The sequence below is a fragment of the Streptomyces millisiae genome, from assembly GCF_031845425.1.
Classification (GTDB): Bacteria; Actinomycetota; Actinomycetes; order Streptomycetales; family Streptomycetaceae; genus Streptomyces; species Streptomyces millisiae.
In genome coordinates, this window is the sequence record NZ_JAVREM010000012.1 from 19,001 (window position 1) to 37,910 (window position 18,910).

Annotated in this window: 19 protein-coding genes; 11 read left to right on the forward strand and 8 right to left on the reverse strand. The window is 72.9% G+C overall.

The genetic code is table 11. The features are described 5' to 3' along the window. Positions 1-87: 87 nt before the first annotated feature. The 7 genes from RNC47_RS12750 (at position 88) to RNC47_RS12780 (ending at position 6,728) form a co-directional block, all read left to right on the forward strand. The gene (locus RNC47_RS12750) at positions 88-921 is read left to right on the forward strand and encodes a helix-turn-helix domain-containing protein (RefSeq protein ID WP_311598361.1); all 834 of its coding nucleotides are present in this window, start codon (positions 88-90) and stop codon (positions 919-921) included. A 6-nt stretch (positions 922-927) separates the two neighbouring features. Continuing rightward, the gene (locus RNC47_RS12755) at positions 928-1,128 is read left to right on the forward strand and encodes a DUF397 domain-containing protein (protein ID WP_311598363.1); all 201 of its coding nucleotides are present in this window, start codon (positions 928-930) and stop codon (positions 1,126-1,128) included. Positions 1,129-1,182: 54 nt separating this feature from the next. Next, positions 1,183-1,734 carry a Uma2 family endonuclease gene (locus RNC47_RS12760; protein ID WP_311598364.1) on the forward strand — a complete coding sequence of 184 codons (552 nt, stop codon included), beginning with the start codon at positions 1,183-1,185 and terminating at the stop codon, positions 1,732-1,734. 304 nt (positions 1,735-2,038) lie between these two features. Continuing rightward, entirely contained in the window at positions 2,039-2,443 is a 405-nt protein-coding gene (locus RNC47_RS12765; protein ID WP_311598366.1) for an ATP-binding protein, read from the forward strand. A gap of 127 nt (positions 2,444-2,570) precedes the next feature. Continuing rightward, positions 2,571-3,518 (forward strand): M56 family metallopeptidase, encoded by a 948-nt coding sequence (locus RNC47_RS12770; protein ID WP_311598367.1) that lies wholly within the window; start codon positions 2,571-2,573, stop codon positions 3,516-3,518. A 255-nt stretch (positions 3,519-3,773) separates the two neighbouring features. Continuing rightward, the gene (locus RNC47_RS12775; RefSeq protein ID WP_311598369.1) at positions 3,774-5,363 is read left to right on the forward strand and encodes a multicopper oxidase family protein; all 1,590 of its coding nucleotides are present in this window, start codon (positions 3,774-3,776) and stop codon (positions 5,361-5,363) included. A gap of 45 nt (positions 5,364-5,408) precedes the next feature. Further along, the gene (locus tag RNC47_RS12780) at positions 5,409-6,728 is read left to right on the forward strand and encodes a geranylgeranyl reductase family protein (protein ID WP_311598371.1); all 1,320 of its coding nucleotides are present in this window, start codon (positions 5,409-5,411) and stop codon (positions 6,726-6,728) included. A gap of 7 nt (positions 6,729-6,735) precedes the next feature. On the opposite strand, the gene RNC47_RS12785 is transcribed toward RNC47_RS12780, so the two are convergent. Next, positions 6,736-8,562, reverse strand: coding sequence for a protein kinase domain-containing protein (locus tag RNC47_RS12785; protein WP_311598373.1), 1,827 nt, complete (start codon positions 8,560-8,562; stop codon positions 6,736-6,738). Positions 8,563-8,659: 97 nt separating this feature from the next. Then, a complete protein-coding gene (locus RNC47_RS12790; RefSeq protein WP_311598375.1) occupies positions 8,660-9,205 on the reverse strand; it encodes a carboxymuconolactone decarboxylase family protein in 546 nt (181 codons plus the stop codon). 99 nt (positions 9,206-9,304) lie between these two features. Between RNC47_RS12790 and RNC47_RS12795 the strand changes: the two genes are divergently transcribed. The 3 genes from RNC47_RS12795 (at position 9,305) to RNC47_RS12805 (ending at position 11,844) form a co-directional block, all read left to right on the forward strand. Continuing rightward, entirely contained in the window at positions 9,305-10,306 is a 1,002-nt protein-coding gene (locus tag RNC47_RS12795) for a pirin family protein (protein WP_311598377.1), read from the forward strand. After that, entirely contained in the window at positions 10,303-10,647 is a 345-nt protein-coding gene (locus RNC47_RS12800) for a GNAT family N-acetyltransferase (RefSeq protein WP_311598378.1), read from the forward strand. The genes RNC47_RS12795 and RNC47_RS12800 overlap by 4 nt, the downstream gene beginning before the upstream one ends. A 276-nt stretch (positions 10,648-10,923) precedes the next feature. Continuing rightward, positions 10,924-11,844: a lytic polysaccharide monooxygenase auxiliary activity family 9 protein gene (locus tag RNC47_RS12805; RefSeq protein WP_394814767.1), complete on the forward strand. Its 921-nt coding sequence runs from the start codon at positions 10,924-10,926 to the stop codon at positions 11,842-11,844. A 157-nt stretch (positions 11,845-12,001) separates the two neighbouring features. Here RNC47_RS12805 and RNC47_RS12810 read toward each other — a convergent pair whose 3' ends face one another. The 6 genes from RNC47_RS12810 to RNC47_RS12835 form a co-directional block, all read right to left on the reverse strand. Then, positions 12,002-12,691 (reverse strand): hypothetical protein, encoded by a 690-nt coding sequence (locus RNC47_RS12810; RefSeq protein ID WP_311598379.1) that lies wholly within the window; start codon positions 12,689-12,691, stop codon positions 12,002-12,004. Continuing rightward, positions 12,691-13,404 (reverse strand): SDR family NAD(P)-dependent oxidoreductase, encoded by a 714-nt coding sequence (locus tag RNC47_RS12815; protein WP_311598381.1) that lies wholly within the window; start codon positions 13,402-13,404, stop codon positions 12,691-12,693. The genes RNC47_RS12810 and RNC47_RS12815 overlap by 1 nt, the downstream gene beginning before the upstream one ends. A 25-nt stretch (positions 13,405-13,429) precedes the next feature. Further along, positions 13,430-14,200: an SDR family NAD(P)-dependent oxidoreductase gene (locus RNC47_RS12820; protein WP_311598383.1), complete on the reverse strand. Its 771-nt coding sequence runs from the start codon at positions 14,198-14,200 to the stop codon at positions 13,430-13,432. After that, entirely contained in the window at positions 14,193-15,539 is a 1,347-nt protein-coding gene (locus RNC47_RS12825) for an MFS transporter (RefSeq protein WP_311598385.1), read from the reverse strand. Before RNC47_RS12825 ends, RNC47_RS12820 begins: the two co-directional genes overlap by 8 nt. A gap of 84 nt (positions 15,540-15,623) precedes the next feature. After that, the gene (locus RNC47_RS12830) at positions 15,624-16,511 is read right to left on the reverse strand and encodes a polysaccharide deacetylase family protein (protein ID WP_311598388.1); all 888 of its coding nucleotides are present in this window, start codon (positions 16,509-16,511) and stop codon (positions 15,624-15,626) included. 90 nt (positions 16,512-16,601) lie between these two features. After that, positions 16,602-17,663: an asparaginase gene (locus RNC47_RS12835; RefSeq protein ID WP_311598390.1), complete on the reverse strand. Its 1,062-nt coding sequence runs from the start codon at positions 17,661-17,663 to the stop codon at positions 16,602-16,604. A gap of 199 nt (positions 17,664-17,862) precedes the next feature. Here RNC47_RS12835 and RNC47_RS12840 point away from each other — a divergent pair, with 199 nt between their 5' ends. Continuing rightward, positions 17,863-18,888, forward strand: a complete 1,026-nt coding sequence (locus tag RNC47_RS12840) for a LacI family DNA-binding transcriptional regulator (RefSeq protein WP_311598392.1) — start codon at positions 17,863-17,865, stop codon at positions 18,886-18,888. Positions 18,889-18,910 lie beyond the last annotated feature (22 nt).

The window sequence follows — 18,910 nt, forward strand, 5'->3', positions numbered from 1 at the left end:
CTCGAGCATGACGCTTTCCGTAATCGGTCCACTACGGAGATCGCTCAGTCGCGGGTAGGGTCGGCCGTGTTCGAGGAGGGGGTAGTGATGGCCTCACGTAAGCCAGAACCGCAGAGACTCGCGCCGGCGCGCCTGCAGTACATGGAGGAGCTGTCCCGGCTCCGCGAGGAATCCGGCATGTCGCTCGGGCAGTTGTCGGAGGTCTCGAAGTACGACCGGTCCTACCTCCACAAGTTGGAGCGGGGCGAACGCCTCGGGGACCTGGAGACGGCCAGGCGGCTCGACGAGGTGTACGGCTCGAAGCGGAGCCTCCAGAACCTCTGGAAGCTCGCGAAGGACGACGCCTATCTCGGTCGCTACCAGCGCTTCATGGCGTTGGAGCCCACGGCCAAGGTCATGCAGATCTACGTGCCGCAGACCATCCCGGGTCTGCTCCAGACCGAGGAGTACGCCAGGGAGCTGCTGTGGTCCACGCCGCATCACCCGGACGAGGAGGACGGGCTGGAGGAACAGCTCGCGCTCCGCATGGCCCGGCAGCAGATACTTCGCAGCGGCGAGTCCGTGCAGGCGCATCTGCGGGTCATCCTCGACGAGGCCGTGCTCCGGCGGCCGTTGCGGGACCGTGAGGCGTGGAAGCGGCAGCTTCAGCGGCTGCTCGACGAGGCGGAGCTGCCACACGTCACCGTGCAGGTGCTGCCGTTCGCGGCCGGGGTGAACGATCTGCTCGGCGGTGCGGTGACCGTCCTGTGGCTGCCGTACGGAGAGGAGGCGGCCTATCTGGAGGGCAGCAAGTCCGGCGAGGTGATCGAGGAGCCGGAGGAGGTGGAACGGCTCAAGCTGTCCTACGATCGGCTGCGAGACCTCGCGCTACCTCCGCAGGACTCCGTGGAGTTCATCCGATCCCTCCTGAAGGACGGCTAGAGAATCATGCGAGCCCGTCGACCCGAGCCGAGCACCGCCCGGTGGCGCAAGAGCAGTTACAGCAATGGGGGACAGAACAACTGCGTCGAGGTGGCGGACGGCTTCGCTGCCGTGGTCCCCGTCCGTGACAGCAAGACCCCCGAGGCTCCGGCCCTGGTCTTCCCCGCCGGCGCGTGGGCGGCGTTCGTGCGAAGCGCGAAGAGCTGACTCCGGCGACCGCGCGTTGAGGACGACGGGACCGACAGCGGGTACAGGGGATCGATGAACCCGCGCCGCTTCGAATTGCTGGAGCAGGCCCGCCGTGCCCTGCCGACGAATGTCAAAGTTGAACTCAGCGGGGATGCGATCGTCATGCAGGCTTCCCCGCCCGCCCTGCACCAGCGCAACCTTGCGATCATTCAGCGCCAGTTCGATGCCCACTGCCCTGAGGGGTTCTTCGGCTCGGGCAACAGTGATATCGCCACCGAGCGAGTCGGCAAGGTGCGGAACCCCGACCTCACCTATCTGCCCGACGCGGCGGTCGATCTTCCGCAGCATGACGTCCCGGCCGAACTGGCCTTGATCGCGGTGGAACTGGTCTCGCCGAGCAACCCGGAGAACAACTGGGTGGGGAAGTTGCGCGACTATCCGGTGATGGGCGTCCCGCTGTATCTGATCGTGGACCCGAGGGTGAAAACCGTGACGCTGTTCTCGGAACCCGAGAACGGCCGCTACCGCTGCCGGAGGGACGCGAACTTCGGCGAGACGGTTCACATTCCAGAGCCGTTTGGCTTCGCCCTGCGAACGGAGTCGCTGCTGCCGGCAACGGACTGACGGTGGCGCGGAAGGCCGCGTCCCGGTCGATCAGGGAGGGGCAAGGGGGGAGCCTACTGTTCGCACCCCGGATCGCCGTCTACGGCCGGGGAGTTGGGCGGCACGGCGCGCACCCTGGGTTCCTTCGGCCGCACCGGGAGTGAGGCGACGTAGTGCGTCCTGGCCGTGTTTGGGGGCGTGGATTGCCCTAAACGGCGTAAATGTGTCGAGGTGGCATGCATGGTCTCCGCCGGCGCGCGGCACTCGTTGGGGTGTCGGTAGGCGAGGACCGGGAGGCGAATTCATGGCTACTGGTGGCGATGTGATGCGAGTTGCCGCGTGGGACGAGTTCACGAGGAGCCTGCCGTGTGCGGCGCGCAGTGCCGCCGAGGCGCGGGCGCTGGTCAGGGCGGCTTTCGGGGCCTGGGGGTTGGAGGGGGTGGTCGACGACGGGGTGTTGCTGGTCTCGGAGTTGGTGGGGAACGCGGCGGAGCACACCAGGTCGCGGCAGATCAGGGTGACCGTCAGCCGGCCGCACGTGGACGTGGTGCGGATCTCGGTGGTGGACCGGTCGGGGACGATGCCGGTGCCGCGGCGGGCCCGGGAGGGGGACCAGGGCGGGCGGGGGCTCGCCGTGGTGGACGCGTTGACCACGCGGTGGGGCGTGGACTCCCTGGCGTGGGGGAAGCGGGTCTGGGCGGAGCTGCGGAGCGATCGGAGCCTGGTGTGACGGGACCCGCGGCAGGGGCCTCGGCGGCTGCCGGTCTTTCCGCCCGCATCGTCTTCACCGCACGGCTGTTCGCCCGGCAGAATGGGGGTGCCAAGCATCAGCCCACCCAGGTGACGGAGCCTGCCGCGTGATCCTCGTCCTGTCGCTGCTCGCGGCCGTGGCCGCGACCGCCGCCGTCCCCGGTGCCCGGATGCTGACCCGGGCCGCCTGGCCGGAGCGGGAGCCCAACACCGGGCTCTGGGTGTGGCAGTGCCTGGTGGCCACCGTGCTGCTGTGCTGCCTCGCCGCGCTGCTGCTCAGCGCGGCGGCCGTGTTCGACACCGTCCGCGTCCACCTCTTCGCGCCGGCCCCCGAGCCGGTCGCCGCGGCCTACGACCTGACCGCGGCGCCGCCCTGGACGGCCGTCGTCGCGCTGCTGCTGACCGGGGGCGCCGCCTGGACCGCGGCGATGCTCGCCCGTGAGCTGTACGAGGGGCGCCGGCGCCGGCTCGCGCGCCGCGCCCAACTTCGTCGGCGCGCCCCCGAGCTGCCGGCCGGCCTCGGGGCGGAGCGCGCCGAGCGCGGGCCGCTGCTGGTGCTCGAGGACGAGTACCCCGACGCCTGGCTGCTGGCCGGCACCCCGCCCCAACTCGTGGTCACGACCGGGGCGTTGCGTCGCCTCACCGGACGGCAGCTGGACTCGGTCCTGGCCCACGAGCTCGGCCACGCGCGGGCCCGCCACGACTGGCTGCTGCACCTGTCGGCGGCGCTGTCCTTCGGCTTCCCCGCCGTGCCGCTGTTCGCCCACTTCCACGAGCAGACGCACCGCCTGGTGGAGCTCGCCGCGGACGACACCGCCTCCCGCCGCTGCGGCCACCGGGACGCGGCGCTGGCCCTGATCGAGCTCAACGCGCACCGCGGCGTGCTGTCCTGCGCCAGCCCGGGGCGGCTGCTCGCCCACCGGGTGCGGCGGCTGCTCGACCCGCCGCCCCGCCTGGAGGCGGTGCCGCGCTCCGCCACCACGGTGCTCGCCTCCCTCGCCCCGCTGGTGCCGCTGCTCATCACCTTCGGCCCCGGGCTCGCCGCCCTCCGCTGACGGCCGTCGTAGCCCTACCGGGTGTCGGCCGCTCGGTTGAACTCGTTCCGCGTGGCCTGGGAATTCCCCTGAAAAGGAGTCAGCTTTCGCGACGAGCGGATTCTCTTCTTTGATATGGGCCGATTGTGATGGCAATGTCCTGTGTCGTCACTCAAGGCGCGTTATGTCGCCCTCCGGCGCGGTGCTCCCGGATCCTGGTCCCAGGGAACTCAGGCGGCGCCGGCCCAGGCATTGCAGCGAAAGGCCCTGTCGCATATGAGCGCAGCACGGTTCGGAATCAGACGGCGCGCCTTCCTCGCGCGCGCCGCGATGGGCATGGGGGTGGGCGTCGCCGCCCTCACCGGGCGCGCTCCAGGAGCCTGGGCCAGCCCCCGGGACATCGCGGAACGGACCGCTCCGAGGAGGGCCGCCGCCGAGGAGGCCACGGAGAACCCGCTGCGGATCCCGCCGCTCGCCCCCGCCGTCCAGGACGGCGACACCCGGGTCTTCGACCTCGTCGCCGCGCCCGGCAGGCTGGCCATCATGCCCGGTGGCGAAAGCGAGACGTGGGGGTACAACGGCCCGATCCTCGGCCCCACCCTGCGCGTCAGGAGGGGCGAGAAGATCCAGATCCACGTCCACAACGAGCTCGGCGAGCCGACCACCGTGCACTGGCACGGCATGCGGCTGCCGGCGGACAGCGACGGCGGCCCGCACCAGATGATCGAGGCCGGCGCCACCTGGTCCCCGACCTGGTGGGTCGACCAGCCGGGCTCGACGCTCTGGTACCACCCGCACCCGCACGGCAGCACCGAGGTGCACGTCTACCGCGGCCTCGGCGGCCTGCTCTACATCGACGACGACGAGACGACCAGCGACCTCCTCCCCAACCGCTACGGCGAGGACGACGTCCCCCTCATCGTGCAGGACAAGACCTTCGACGAGCAGGGCCAGATCGTCGAGACCGGCCGCCGCGGCGTCGGCATGCTCGGCACCACCCTGCTGGTCAACGGCCAGTACCGGCCCACCTTCCGGGTCACCTCGGAGCTGACCCGGTTCCGGATCCTCAACGCCTCCACCGCCCGCAGCTACAACTTCGGCTTCTCCGACGGCCGGTCGTTCCACCTGATCGCCAGCGACGGCGGCCTGCTCGACGCGCCCCTGAAACTGAACCGCGTCCAGCTCACCCCGGCGGAACGCGCCGAGATCGTGGTCCGCATGGCACCGGGCGAGCGCGTCACCCTCCACTCCTACCCGCAGGACCTCGGCGCCCCCAACGTCCCCACCGGCGCCCAGCACGAGTTCGACGTGCTGCCGCTGATCGCCGCCGACGAGCTGCGGCCCTCGCCGGAGCTGCCCGAGCGGCTGACCGAGGTCCAGCGGATCGACCCCGAGCACGCCGTGACCAGCCGCGAGTTCCTGCTGCACCGCGACCGCATCAACGGCGAGCCTATGGACATGACCCGGATCGACGAGGTCGTCACCGTCGACACCATCGAGATCTGGGACGTGGAGAACGTCAGCCGCCTCCCGCACAACTTCCACGTCCACGGCATGCAGTTCGAGGTGCTCAGCTACAACGGGCAGCCGCCGCCACCCGAGCTCACCGGCTGGAAGGACACCGTGTTCGCCCCGCCGGGCGTCCCGATGCAGCTCATCATGCGGTTCGACAAGTACACCGACCCGAACCTGCCGTACATGTACCACTGCCACCTGCTGTGGCACGAGGACTCCGGCGTCATGGGCCAGTTCGTGGTCGTCGAGCCGGGCGAGGAGGCGGGCACCGTCACCACCGGGCTCGACTGGCCGGAGTCGGGCCGGCCGACGCTCCAGTCGCCGCACCCGCACCACGGCGGGCATGGTTGACCGGACCGCGGGGCTGGGTAGCCAGTGCCTCGGAGGAGGATGCCCGTGGTTGACAGACCGATCGTGTCCGAGTCGAACGTCTCCCGGCCGGACGTGTCCGAGACCGCCGACGTCATCGTGGTGGGCGCAGGACCGGCCGGCTCCGCCGCCGCCTACCACCTCGCCCGGCACGGCCGGGACGTGCTGCTGCTGGAGAAGTCGGAGTTCCCGCGCGAGAAGGTCTGCGGCGACGGCCTGACGCCGCGCGCCGTCCACCACCTCATCCGGATGGGCGTCGACACCGAAGGCCCCGGCTGGCACCGGACGCGCGGCGTGCGGTACTGCTCCCACGGGGCGCGGGTGGAGATCGACTTCCAGGAGAACGCCCGCTACCCCGGCTACGGCCTCAGCCGTTCCCGGCACGACTTCGACGACCTCCTCGCCCGCCGGGCGGCCGAGGCCGGCGCCCGGCTGCGCACCGCCACGCAGGTCACCGAGCCCGTACTCGACCGGGCCGGACGGGTCAGGGGCGTGCTGGCGAAGGCCGGCGACGGGGTGGCGCGCTTCGAGGCGCCGCTGGTGATCGCCGCCGACGGCGGTTCGGCCCGGCTGGCGCTGGCGCTCGGCGTGGAGCGGCTGCCGCGCCGGCCCATGGCCACCGCCATCCGCCGCTACCACCGGTCGGAGGGCGGCCACGACGACCCCTACTTCACCATCTGGGGCGACATCGACAGCCGCCCCGGGGGCCCGCCGCTCCCCGGCTACGGCTGGATCTTCCCCATGGGGGACGGCCGGGTGAACGTGGGGCTCGGGATCGTCCACGGCGCGCCGGCGGGCCGGACCGACACCCGGCGGGCGCTCGACCAGTGGCTGCCGCGCACCCCGCCCGAGTGGGGACTCGCCGACCCCGCCTCGGTCGACGGGCCGGTGCGCGGCGCCGCCCTGCCCATGGGCTTCAACCGGCTGCCGCACTACACCCGGGGGCTGCTCCTCGCCGGCGACTCGGGGGGCATGGTCAACCCCTGGAACGGCGAGGGCATCGCCTACGCCATGGAGGCCGGCGAGTTGGCCGCCGAGGTGGCGGCGACGGCGCTGACCCGCCAGGACGGCGCCTCGCGGGAGCGCGCGCTGCACCGCTACCCCCACGAGATCCACCGCCGCCTCGGCCGCTACTACCGGCTCGGCAACCTGTGGGCGGCGGTGTTGACCAAGCCGTCCTTCACCTCGCTGCTCAGCCGCCGGATCGTCACCTCGCCCACCGCCATGCGCCACCTGACCCGGCTGATCGCCAACACCACGGACGACGGCCGCGAGCTGCCGGACCGCCTCATCAACGCCCTGGTCCGCGCCGTCCCGGCCCCGGCCCCGAGGGCCCGTCGGCGGTGACGCTGCCTCAGAACCGCAGCGACCAGGAGTTGAGGGTGCCGGAGTCGGAGGAGAGGGTGTCCTCGACGCGGAGGGTCCAGGTGCCGCTGGCGGTGGCGGCCGAGGCGTCGAGCGTGTACTCGTGGGGTTCGTCGTAGGGGTCGAGTTCGAAGGTGGTGCCGTCGGGTGAGACGAGCTGGATGTCGAGGTCGTTGATGTAGGTGTGGCTGATGTCGATGGTCACGCCGAGCGTTCCTGGCGCGTTGCCGGTGACGCCCGCGACCTCGATCGTCGACTCGACCGAGCCGAGGTCCTCGATCGTCATCGACGTCGTGTTGTCGAACGTCCCGCCGCCCGAGGAGGTCGGCTGCTCCCCCTGCTGGGAGCCGAAGTCCAGGGACCAGGAGTTGAGGGTGCCGGAGTCGGAGGAGAGGGTGTCCTCGACGCGGAGGGTCCAGGTGCCGCTGGCGGTGGCGGCCGAGGCGTCGAGCGTGTACTCGTGGGATCCGTCGTAGGGGTCGAGTTCGAAGGTGGTGCCGTCGGGTGAGACGAGCTGGATGTCGAGGTCGTTGATGTAGGTGTGGCTGATGTCGACGGTGACGCCGAGCGTTCCTGGCGCGTTGCCAGTGACGCCCGCGACCTCGATCGTCGACTCGACCGAGCCGAGGTCCTCGATCGTCCTCGACGACGCGTTGCCGAACTCCCCGGGACCCCACGAGGTCGTCTCGGACCCCCGGTCCTCCTCCCGGTCGCCGACGACCTGCACGATCACGAGCGTGCCCAGGGCGACGGCCAGGGCGACGGCCAGGAACCAGCCCAGCCACCTCGCCCCGGAACCGCCGCCGGTCGGCGGCACCCCGGCGCCGCCGACCGGCGGCGCGTAGGGCGACAGCGGGTGCGCCACCGGGGGCGTCGACACCGCCCGCGGCGGGGCCAGGGCCGTCGCCGTGGGCAGGGCCTCCGGCGGCAGCGGCGCCTTCTCCGTGACGACCGCGGTCGGCGGGGCGGCCTCGCGCCGCGACTCCGTCTCCGCCGGCGGGGAGTCGAGCAGCGCGAGCGCCTCGGCCACCGTCGGGCGGTCCTCGGGCGCCTTGGCCAGCAGCCGCGTGATGAGGGGCGTCAGCGGCCCGGCACGCCGCGGCGGCGGGGGTTCCTCGTAGGCCACCGCGTGCAGCGACGCCGGCGTGGAGTCACGATCGAAGGGTGAGGCGCCCTCGACGGCCTCGTGCAGGGTCACCCCCAGCGAGAACAGGTCGCTCGGCGCCTCGCTCTTCCGGCCGAGGACCCGCTCCGGGGCCATGTAGGGCACCGAGCCGATGACGGCGCCTGTGACGGTGAGCGAGACGTCCGTCTCGTGGGTGGCGATCCCGAAGTCGGTCAGCAGGATCCCGCCGTTGTCGGCGAGCAGGACGTTGGCCGGCTTGATGTCGCGGTGCACGATCCCTGCCCGGTGCGCCGCGTCGAGCGCGTGCAGCATGGCCCTGGCCACGTCGGTGGCCTCGTCGGCGGAGAGCGGGCCCGACTCCCGCAGGCGCTCGCTCAGGGACCGCCCCACGACGAGCTGCATGACGAGCCACGGGACGTCGTCCTCGACGACCACGTCGTACACGCTCACGATATGCGGGTGGTCGCGCAGCCGCGCGGCGTTGAGGGCCTCGCGCTCCGACCGCCTGAGCCGCTCCTCCTGCTCGACGGGCGACGCGGACGGCGGCACGGACAGCCCCTTGACCGCCACGTCCGCCTGGAGTCGCCGGTCGTGCGCCTTCCAGACTCTCCCGAACCCGCCGCTGCCGATCGGCTCGACGAGCTCGTAGCGCCCGCCGATCACCTTCCCCGGTCCCACGGCGCGGTCCACGCTCAGTACCCCCCGTGCGGTCTAACGAACGCGTGGTGAAACAGGGTAGAGCAGAGCGTCACGTCAGGCCATGGGATCGGCTCCGCCCTTGCCCCGGTCACTGCTCCTGGGTGCTCGCCCGGACCGGGTGCTTGCTGAGGATGGAGACCCGGTTGAAGGCGTTCATGGCGATCGCGACCCAGATCACCGCGGAGATCTCGTCCTCGTCGAGGGCCCGCCGCGCCACCGCGTAGGCGGTCTCCTGGGCGACGGCGTCGCGCGGGTCCGTGGTGGCCTCGGCCAGGGCGAGCGCCGCCCGCTCGCGCGGCGAGAACAGCTCGGTGTCGCGCCAGGCCGGCAGCACGCCGAGGCGCTGCGAGGTCTCGCCGGCGCGCAGCGCGGCGCGGGTGTGCAGGCTGAGGCAGTAGGCGCAGCCGTTGAGCTGGGAGACCCGGATGTTGACCAGCTCGACGAGCCGCCGGTCGAGCCCGGCGTCGGCGGCCGTGGCCCGGACCGCCTCGGCGGCCTGGCGGAACGCCTGGTAGGCGGCCGGGCTCTGCTTGTCGACGAAGACCCGCCGACCCTGGCCGTGCCGGTGGCCGTTCCCCCGGGCCTGGTCCTGCGCCTGCTCCTGCTCCTGCTCCTGCTCCGCCATGTCACTCATTCCGTCTCCCTCGCGTGGTGGCACAGTGGGTCTGTCATCGAGCCATGATATTTGGTTGAATATGAAACCACATTGGCCGCGGTCGAGCGGAGGAGCCAGGTGAGCAACGTCGAGCTGAAGCCCACGGAGACGCGGTGCGGGCCCGCGCCGGGTGACGAGGGCGCCCGCGTCGAGGTGCTCACGGCACGCTCCGTCCCCCTCGGCGGCCCGCGCGCGATGACCGTACGACGCACCCTGCCACAGCGGGCCAGGACGCTGATCGGCGCCTGGTGCTTCGCCGACCACTACGGTCCCGACGACGTCGCCGAGTCCGGCGGCATGGACGTCGCCCCGCACCCGCACACCGGCCTGCAGACGGTCAGCTGGCTGTTCAGCGGGGAGATCGAGCACCGCGACAGCATGGGCAACCACGCGTTCGTCCGCCCCGGCGAGCTCAACCTCATGACCGGCGGGTACGGCATCAGCCACTCCGAGGTCTCCACCGACCGGACCACGCTGCTGCACGGCGTCCAGCTGTGGGTCGCCCTGCCCGAGGCCCACCGGAACGCGCCCCGCGACTTCCAGCACCACGCGCCCGAGCCGGTCGCCCTCGACGGCGGCCAGGCGCGCGTCTTCCTCGGCACCCTGGCCGGCGTCACCTCGCCCGTGCGCACCCACACCCCGCTGCTCGGCGCCGAACTCGTCCTCGACGCGGGCGCGTCCGTCACCCTCGCCGTCGACCCGGAGTTCGAGCACGGCGTCCTCGTCGACCAGGGCGCCGTGCGGGCGGCGGGACAGCCGCTGGCCGCTTCGGAGTTGGGCTTCCTCGACACCGGCGAGCGGGAGCTGACGCTGGTCAACGAGGCGGACGCGCCGGCCAGGTTGATCCTCCTCGGCGGGCCGCCGTTCGGCGAGGAGATAGTGATGTGGTGGAACTTCATCGGCCGGGACCACGCCGACATCGTCCGGGCCAGGGAGGAGTGGGAGCGCGCCTCCGAGCGTTTCGGCGCCGTCGAGGGGTACCCGGGGGAGCGCCTGCCGGCCCCCGCCCTGCCCAACGCCACCATCACCCCGCGCCGCAACCCCGCACCGCGACCCCACCCAGGGAGAGGCGACCGATGACCGAGCCAGCCACCGAGCCCACCCCGCGCGTCGCGCGGGCCGCCGACCGCGACCGCTACGAGATCAGCGTCGGCGACGAGCCGGCCGGCCTCGCCGCCTACCGGGACCGCGGCGACCGACGCGTCTTCTACCACACCGAGATCGCCGACGCCTTCGGCGGCCGCGGCCTCGCCGCCACGCTGGTCACCGCCGCGTTGAACGACACCCGCGCGGCGGGCATGCGGATCGTGCCGGTCTGCCCGTACGTCGCCAAGTACCTCAAGAAGCACGAGGAGTTCGCGGACATCACCGACCCGGTCGACCGGGAGGTCCTGGCCTGGCTCAAGGAGACCCTGGGCTGAGCCCACCCGCGAGAAGGCCGCGCAACCGCGCGGTTCCCGCCGGGAGTTCGCCGTCCCGGCGGGGAGCCGGTTCGCGGTGGGCGCGGCGTGAGCGCCGCGGCTTTCAGGCGAACAGACGCTTTCGGAACGGGCCGGCTGACGCTACGTTGGCTATGGGAGCGCTTCCATGCGCGGTCGCAGTACCGGCGACGGGCCGTCGGTGCACCGAGGGGCCAGCCAGCGAGCCGGTGCTGTCGGCTGCCTGCCTAGGCAGACGACTCTTCCAGAGGAGAATCAGTGTCGATTCAACCCCCCACCGGCCGGAGAAGCTCTCCGGTCCGCAAGTTCCGCCTGGCGAGCGTCCTGGGAGTGGGGCTGCTCGCTCTCGTGATGGCGTCGCTTCCGTCCCCGGCGTCGGCGCACGGGGCCACCATGATGCCGGGCTCGCGCACGTACCTGTGCTACCTGGACCTGCAGCGCAACAGCAGCACCCAGATGCCGACCAACCCGGCCTGTGCCAACGCGGTCCGGCAGTCCGGCACCACCCCGCTGTACAACTGGTTCGCCGTGCTCGACTCCAACGGCGGCGGCCGGACGACCGGTTACATCGCGGACGGCACGCTGTGCAGCGGCGGCAACCGCGGCCCGTTCAACTTCTCGTCCTACAACGCCACCCGCACCGACTGGCCGGTCACGCACCTGACCTCGGGCGCGAACATCGAGCTGCGGCACAGCAACTGGGCGCACCACCCGGGCCGGTTCGACGTCTACATCACCCGGCAGGGCTGGTCCCCGAGCCAGTCGCTCGGCTGGGGCGACCTGGAGCGGATCAGCTCCGTGACCAACCCGCCGCAGCGGGGCAACGTGGGCAGCGAGGCGGGCCACTACTACTGGAACGTCCAGCTGCCCAGCCGCAGCGGCTCGGCGCTGATGTTCGTGCACTGGATCCGGTCCGACAGCCAGGAGAACTTCTACTCCTGCTCGGACATCGTCTTCGACGGCGGCAACGGCCAGGTCACCTACGGCAACGGCCAGACGCTGAGCGCCGAGGAGGTCGCCGAGGCGGCCGACGCGGCGACGAACGCCACCTCCTCGGCCCAGTCGAGCCACGCGGGCCACGGCGAGCAGGCCACCGAGGCCTCCTCGCCCACCAGCGTCCCGCTGGCGCTCCGGGTGCTGCAGCGGGCGCGTGACGCGTCGTTCGACCTGATGCGTTAGGCCCTGCCGGCCGGAGTGCCGGACGCCCGGGGAAACAGGCCGGCCTGACGGTCGTTCCGACGTGCGGGGCGCTTCGGCCCGCGGCAGGCGAAGCGTTTCGAAAGGGCCCGCCCGGTGGATCCAGGGGATCCGCGGGGCGGGCCCTGAACCTTGCCCGCTACGCGGGCCGGCGCCCGGCGGTGGTCGCCCTGACCACCTGTCCGGCCCGGATCTCCAGCTCCAGCTCGGCGTCCGGGGCGAGCGGCAGGCGGGCGGCCAGTGGGGTCGTGGTGAAGGCGCCGGCCTGGCGGCACCACTCGACCCAGGCCAGCAGGTCGGCGGCGCGCTCCGGGCCGGCGTCGGCGAAGTCCACGGGGGACGGGGCGGGTCGGGCCCACGGCGCGGTGCCTCCCGAGATGCCCGCCAGGTAGTGGCGCAGGGCGGGCGGCCCGGTGGCCAGGGAGGCGAGGAGGGGGAGCGCGGCCTCGTCGGTGGGGGCGGTCCAGCGGCCGTCCGCGCCGGTCACCGGCGGCGCGCCCGGGGCGATCCGGAGGTGGACGGGGGTTCGGGCGTCGGGCGGTGGGACGGTCAGCCGGCCGGACGGCTGGCCCGGGTCAGGGGCCGGCGGCGCGGGCGGGGCGCCGACCGCGTGCCGCAACGCGCCCACCAGCGTGGTGAGTTGGTGGCAGGGCACGGTGGAGCCGGTCGGGGTGGTGATCAGCCAGCCGCCGGGGCGGGCGACGGCCCGCAGGCCACGGCGGCCGGCCAGCCGGGTCGCCGCGGCGGCCAGCGCCGCCCGCGCGGGTGGGCCCGCGTGCAGGCCGCGCGCCCAGTCGGTCGGCTCCCGTCCGCCGCAGCCCCCGCACATCAGGGCATCACGTCGCCCGAGTTGGGGCCGAGCGTCTGCCCGACGTAGAGGTTGCCGCCCGGATCCGCGGCCAGCAGCACGGCGGTGGGGGCCACCTCCTCCGGGCGACCGAAGCGGCCGAGCGGCAACTCGGCCCGCTTGGCGCGCTTCCAGTCCTCGGTGATGCCGTCGACCATCGGGGTCTCCACGGGCCCCGGGGCGATGGCGTTGACCAGGACGCCGTGTCGGGCGACCTCCAGGGCCAGGGACTTGGTGAGGCCGATCACGCCGGCCTTCGCCGCGGCGTAGTGGGCGAGGCCGACGCCGCCCTTGATGCCCAGCTGGGAGGCGATGTTGATGATCCGGCCGCCGCCGCGGGCGATCATCCCCGGCACCGCGTACCGGCAGCACAGGAAGACGCCGGTGAGGTCGACCGCGATGGTCTCCGCCCAGGTCGCCGCCGACATCTCGGCCAGCGGCGACTCGGTCAGGATGCCGGCCGAGTTGACCAGCACGTCGAGGCCGCCGAGGCGGCGTTCCGCCTCGGCCACGGCGGCCGAGACGGACGCCTCGTCGGTGACGTCGAGCCGGATGGCGGACGCGTCGCCGGGCACGGGGTGGCGGTCGGCGACGATGACGCGGGCGCCCTCGGCGGTGAACGCGGCGGCGATGGCGGCGCCGATGCCGCTGGCGCCGCCGGTGACGAGGGCGGTGCGGTCACGAAGAACAGCCATGGTGGTCCTCGGGGTTCAGGGAGGTTCAGGCCGGCATGCGGACGGTGAGGCCGCCGTCGACGACGATCTCCTGGCCGGTCAGGTAGGACGCCTCGGGCGAGGTGAGGAAGCGGATCACGGCGGCGACCTCCTCGGGGCGACCGGCGCGCCCGAGCGGGATGCCGGCGCCGGCGCGGTCCAGGCCCTCGGGGCCCAGGGAGTTGACCGGGTCGAGGGACTGCGGGGTGACGACATAGCCGGGGACCACGGTGTTGACGCGGACGCCGCGCGGCGCGAGCTCCACCGCCAGGCTGCGACACAGGCCGAACACCCCGGACTTGGCCGCCGCGTAGTGCGCGTGCTCGCCCCAGCCGTAGACGCCGCCGGCGATGGAGGAGACGGCGACCATCGCGCCGGGCCCCGTCATCAGGGCGGCCGCGGCCCGCAGGGTGCGCAGCACGCCGGTCAGGTCGACCTGGAGCAGATCGTCCCAGGCCGCGTCGTCGAGCTCGGCCAGCGAGGCACGGCGGAGCACCCCGGCGTTGGCCACCGCGATGTCGAGCCGGCCCCAGGTGTCGACGGCACGCCGGGCGAAGGCGTCGACCTGGGCCGTGGAGCGCACGTCGACCTCATGGACGACGCACCGGCCGCCGACCGACCGCACGGCGGCGGCCGTCTCCTCCGGGTCGTGCGGGTCGCCGGGGTAGGCGCCCACGACGGTGGCCACGCCGCGTTCGGCGTACGCGACGGCGAGGGCGCGGCCGATGCCGCTCGCGGCGCCGGTGATGAGGGCGACCTGGGAGGGGGCGTCAGTCATCGAGGGTCTCCACGGGACGGGCGGCGAACATCACGAAGCCGGAGAGGAAGGTGCCGACGGCGCCGACGAGCAGGGCCGCGCCGTTCCAGCTCACGTCGGCCGCGAGCAGCGCCGTCACGATGAGGCCGGCGACGATCGCGCCCGGCTGCGACAGGGCGTTGAGGAAGGCGGTGCCGGTGGCGCGGCAGCGGGTGTCGTAGCACTCGCCCATGTAGAACAGCAGCGCGGCGTAGGGGCCGACGAGGAAGAACATGCCGAGCGAGTAGAGCGCCACCACGAGGAAGGTGCCGTTCGCGACGGTGAGGGTGAGGGCGAAGAAGAGCCCGGAGAGGATCCAGCCGACGCCCACCACGTTGCGGCGGCCGAAGCGGTCGCCGACCCAGCCGTGGAAGACATAGCCCAGGTAGCCCACGGCGTTGATGACGATGAGCATCACGAGCGAGCCGGTGAAGCTGACGTCCTTGCCCTCGGTGAGCACGGTGGTGCCGAGGACGCTGAAGACCTGGATGCCGAACCAGTTGACGATCCACGCGAAGCCGAGCACCAGGGTGTTGCGCAGCGCCGGGCCGCGGAAGATGGCGGCGAGCGGGGCCGACTCCTCCTCGGCGACGCCGTAGGAGCGGGCGAGTTCGCGGGCCTCGTCGGCCCGGCCCCGCTTGCGCAGCTCGCGGAGTTTCAACTCCAGCTCGAACTGCGGGGACTCCTTGAGGCCGCGCCGGGCGAGGGCGATGACCAGGGCGGGGAAGACGGCGATGAGGAAGCAGCCGCGCCAGCCGACGATGGGGAGGAAGACGGCGACGAAGGCGGCGGCGAGCAGTACGCCGAGCGGCCAACCGCCCTGCACCAGGCTGTAGACGAGGCCGCGCCGCTTCTTGATCTTCTCGTCCTCGGTGACGGCGTAGATCTCGTTGAGGTAGGTGGCGTTGACGGCCTGCTCGGAGAGGCCGAGGCCGCCGAGCGAGCGGACGCCGACGAGGTAGCCGGCGCCTGGGGTGACGGCGGTGGCGGCGGAGGCGAGGGCGGTGCCGGAGACCGTGAGGATCATGCCCCTGCGGCGGCCTATCCGGTCCACGACCGGGCCCACGCCGAGGGCGACGACGGCCGTGCCGACCGAGATCAGGGTGGAGATGAACGAGGCGCGGGTGTCGCTCCAGCCGAAGTGGTCGGACATCTCGGGCAGCAGGGTGCCGAACAGGATGTAGTCGTAGACGGCGAACAGCCAGGCGAGGAAGGCGATGAAGGTGGCCTTGCGGGTGGCGCGGACGCCGACCCGGGGGAAGGTTCTGGTGGCGGGCGGCGGGGCCGACTCGGCCACCGCGCGGGGTGACGCTGGGGACATGGGCGTGCCCTTCCGGGAGCGGGGGACGGAGAAGGGAGGGGAGGGGGAGTGAGGGGACGGGGGCAGGGAGCGCGGGGAGGGGGATCAGGCGCGGGGGGAGCGGGCCTTGAAGTCGGAGGCGATCTCGTCGAAGGTCGACCAGCGCACGCCGTCGTGGCCGTTGATGTACTCGATCAGGCGCTCCAGCATCAGGAGGTTCTGCGGGCGCCCCGAGACGTCGGGGTGGATGGTCATGGTGAAGGCCGCGTAGTCCATCTCGCGGTGGACCCAGTCGAACTGGTCGCGCCAGGACTCCTCTAGGTGCCGGGGGCTGACGAAGCCGTGGCTGTTGGCGCTGGCCTTGACGAACATCATGGGCGGCAGGTCGTCGAGGTACCAGTTGGCCGGGATCTCGACGAGGTCGGTCTCCTCGCCGCGGACCAGCGGCTTCATCCACTCGTGGGCCGGGCGGGAGTAGTCGATCTTGGTCCAGCTGTCCCCGACGCGCACCCGGTAGGGCGTGAAGTCGTCGTGCATCAGGGAGTGGTCGTAGGTGATTCCGCGTTCCAGCAGCAGCTCGTTGGTGACCGGGGAGAACTCCCACCAGGGGGCGACGTAGCCAGTCGGGCGGCGCCCGGTCACGCTCTCGACCAGCTCGATGCCGCGGTCGAGGACGGCGCTCTCCTGGTCCCGGGTCATGGCGATCGGGTTCTCGTGCGAGTAGCCGTGGACGCCCACCTCGTGCCCGGCGTCCACCACCATCCGGGTCTGGTCGGGGAAGGTCTCGATGGAGTGGCCCGGGATGAACCAGGTCGTGGGCAGCTCGTAGCGCTCGAAGAGGCGCAGCAGGCGCGGGGTGCCGACCTCGCCGGCGAACATGCCGCGCGAGATGTCGCAGGGCGAGTCCTCGCCGCCGTACGAGCCGAGCCAGCCGGCGACGGCGTCGACGTCGACGCCGAAGGCGACACGGATGTCCTTCTTGACGTTCGTCATGATCGGTCCTTGCTTTCGGGGGTATGGGCGGAGTCGGTGGCCGGGGAGAGTGGTGGGGAGCCGCTTCCGGGGCGGCGCGAGCGGGGCGGGTCAGGTCAGGTCGGGGACGGGAGAGGGGTGGTCGGATGCGCGGTGGGCGGTGAGCGGGTGCGGGGTGGGCCCGGGGGAGACGCCGGCCAGGAGCGGCAGGTCGCGGGTGGCGCGCGCCGGGTCCCGGTCGCGGGCCAACAGGGCGATGAGGAGGATGCGGGCCTGGGCGGGGCGCAGGCTGCCCAGCGGGACCGCGCCGGCCTCGATCAGGTCCACGCCACCGCCGTTTCCGTAGAGCGCCGCCACCGGGCCGGCGTGCACGCGGGTGGAGAGGCCGACGACGACGCCCGCGGCGGTCAGCCGGGCGACGGCGGCGCAGACGGCGTGGTTGGCGTTGCCGGCGCCGGTGGCTTCGAGCACCACACCCTGGGCGCCGGCGGCGGTGACCGCGTCCAGGGCCACGGTGTCCGAGCCGGGGTAGCAGGGGACGATGTCCACCCGCACGCCGTCCAGGTCGAGTTCGCCGAGGGGCAGCCCGGGGAGCCGGACGGGCCGGGCCGTCAGGGTCACCACCCCGTCGCGCACCAGGCCGATCGGGCCCGAGTCGGGGGCGGCGAAGGCGGCGGAGGCCAGGGTGTGGGTCTTCCGGGTCCCGCGCGCCGGGTAGATCCGGCCGTCGAAGACCACCAGGGCGCCGAGCCGGGCGGCCTCCGGTGCGGCGGCGACGCTGATGGCGTCCGCGAGGTTGCGCGGTCCGTCGGTGTCGACGGCGCTGGCGTCCCGTTGCGCGCCGGTGAAGACGACGGGTCTGGCGTCCTCGTGCACCAGGTCGGCCAGGAAGGCGGTCTCCTCCAGGGCGTCGGTGCCGTGGGTGACGACCACCCCGAGGACGTCGGGGTCGGCCAGCGCCTCGTGGGCGCGGGCGACGATCGCCGCCATGTCGCCGGGGGTGAGGAGGTAGCTGCCCACGCGCAGCACGTCGACGCCCTCGACCGGCACGCCGGGCTCGCCGGCCAGCCGGGCCAGCAGCGTCCCGGCCCCGTCCACGGCCCGGCTCGCGCCGCGCCCGTCCGGGCGCGAGGCGATGGTTCCGCCGGTGGTGAGCACTACGACCCTGCGCACTGGGCGCCTCCCGAGGTTGGGCGAGCGGTTTGGCCAATCGATTGGGCCAATCGATTGCGTCAGTGTGCACGGCCTTCCTGTCGCGGTCAATTACCCCGCTGTTACGATCGCGGGAAACCACCGTCCCCCCGAGTGCACGCCTGGCACCTGGCGCGCCCGCCCGGCGTCGGTGACCCCTGCAGCGGAGGCGCGATCAGCCATGGCCACGGACCCGCACCGGCCCCAGGTGACCCTGCGGACGCTGGCCGACCAGCTGGGGCTGCACGTGTCGACCGTCTCCCGGGTCCTGCACGCCAAGCCGGACGAGGGCCGCAGGGCCGCCTCGCCGGCCACTATCGCCCGGGTCAGGGAGCTCGCCGACCGGCTCGGCTACCAGCCCAACCCGCACGCCACCAGCCTGCGCACCCAGCGCAGCAACCTCGTCGGGGTGCTCGTCCCGCGGCTGTCCGACCTGGTGCTGGCCACCATCTACGAGGGGATCGAGGAGGCCGCCTCCGAGCGCGCCCTGTCGACCTTCGTCACCAACACCCGTGACCAGCCCCGGCTCCAGCGGGAGCACACGGAGATGGTGCTGGCCCGCAGGGTGGACGGCATGATCTTCGGCGACGCGCACGCGGACGGCGCCTTCCTCACCGAGACGGCGGCCAGGGGGGTGCCGTTCGTGCTGGTCAGCCGGCATGTCGCCGACCATGTCGCGGTCACCTGCGACGACCGTCTCGGCGGGCGGCTCGCGGCCGAGCACCTGCTCTCCCTCGGGCACCGGCGGATGGCGGTGCTCGCCGGCGAGCCCTACGCCAGCACCGGCATCGACCGCACGGCGGGCTTCGTCGAGGCGTGCCGGGAGGCGGGCGTGACGGTGCGTCCCGAGCACGTGGTGCACTCGCCGTTCGACGCGGCGGGCGGCCGGGCGGCCACCGAGCGGCTGCTGGCGCTGCCGGGACCCGCGCCCACCGCGATCTTCGCGGCCAACGACTTCGCCGCGATCGGCGCCATGGGCGCGCTGCGCGACCACGGCCGTCAGGTCGGCTCCGACGTGGCGGTGATGGGCTTCAACGACACGCCGCTGGCCGCCGAGTTGCCGGTGCCGCTGACCAGCGTGCGCTCCCCGATGCACGAGATGGGCCGCCGGGCGCTGGAACTGCTGGCCCGGTTGATCGCCGGCGAGCCGGCGGAGTCGGAGCGGCTCATCCCCACGCTGAAGGTCCGCGCCTCCACGACCGGCTGACCCCCACCCACTTCGTCGAACG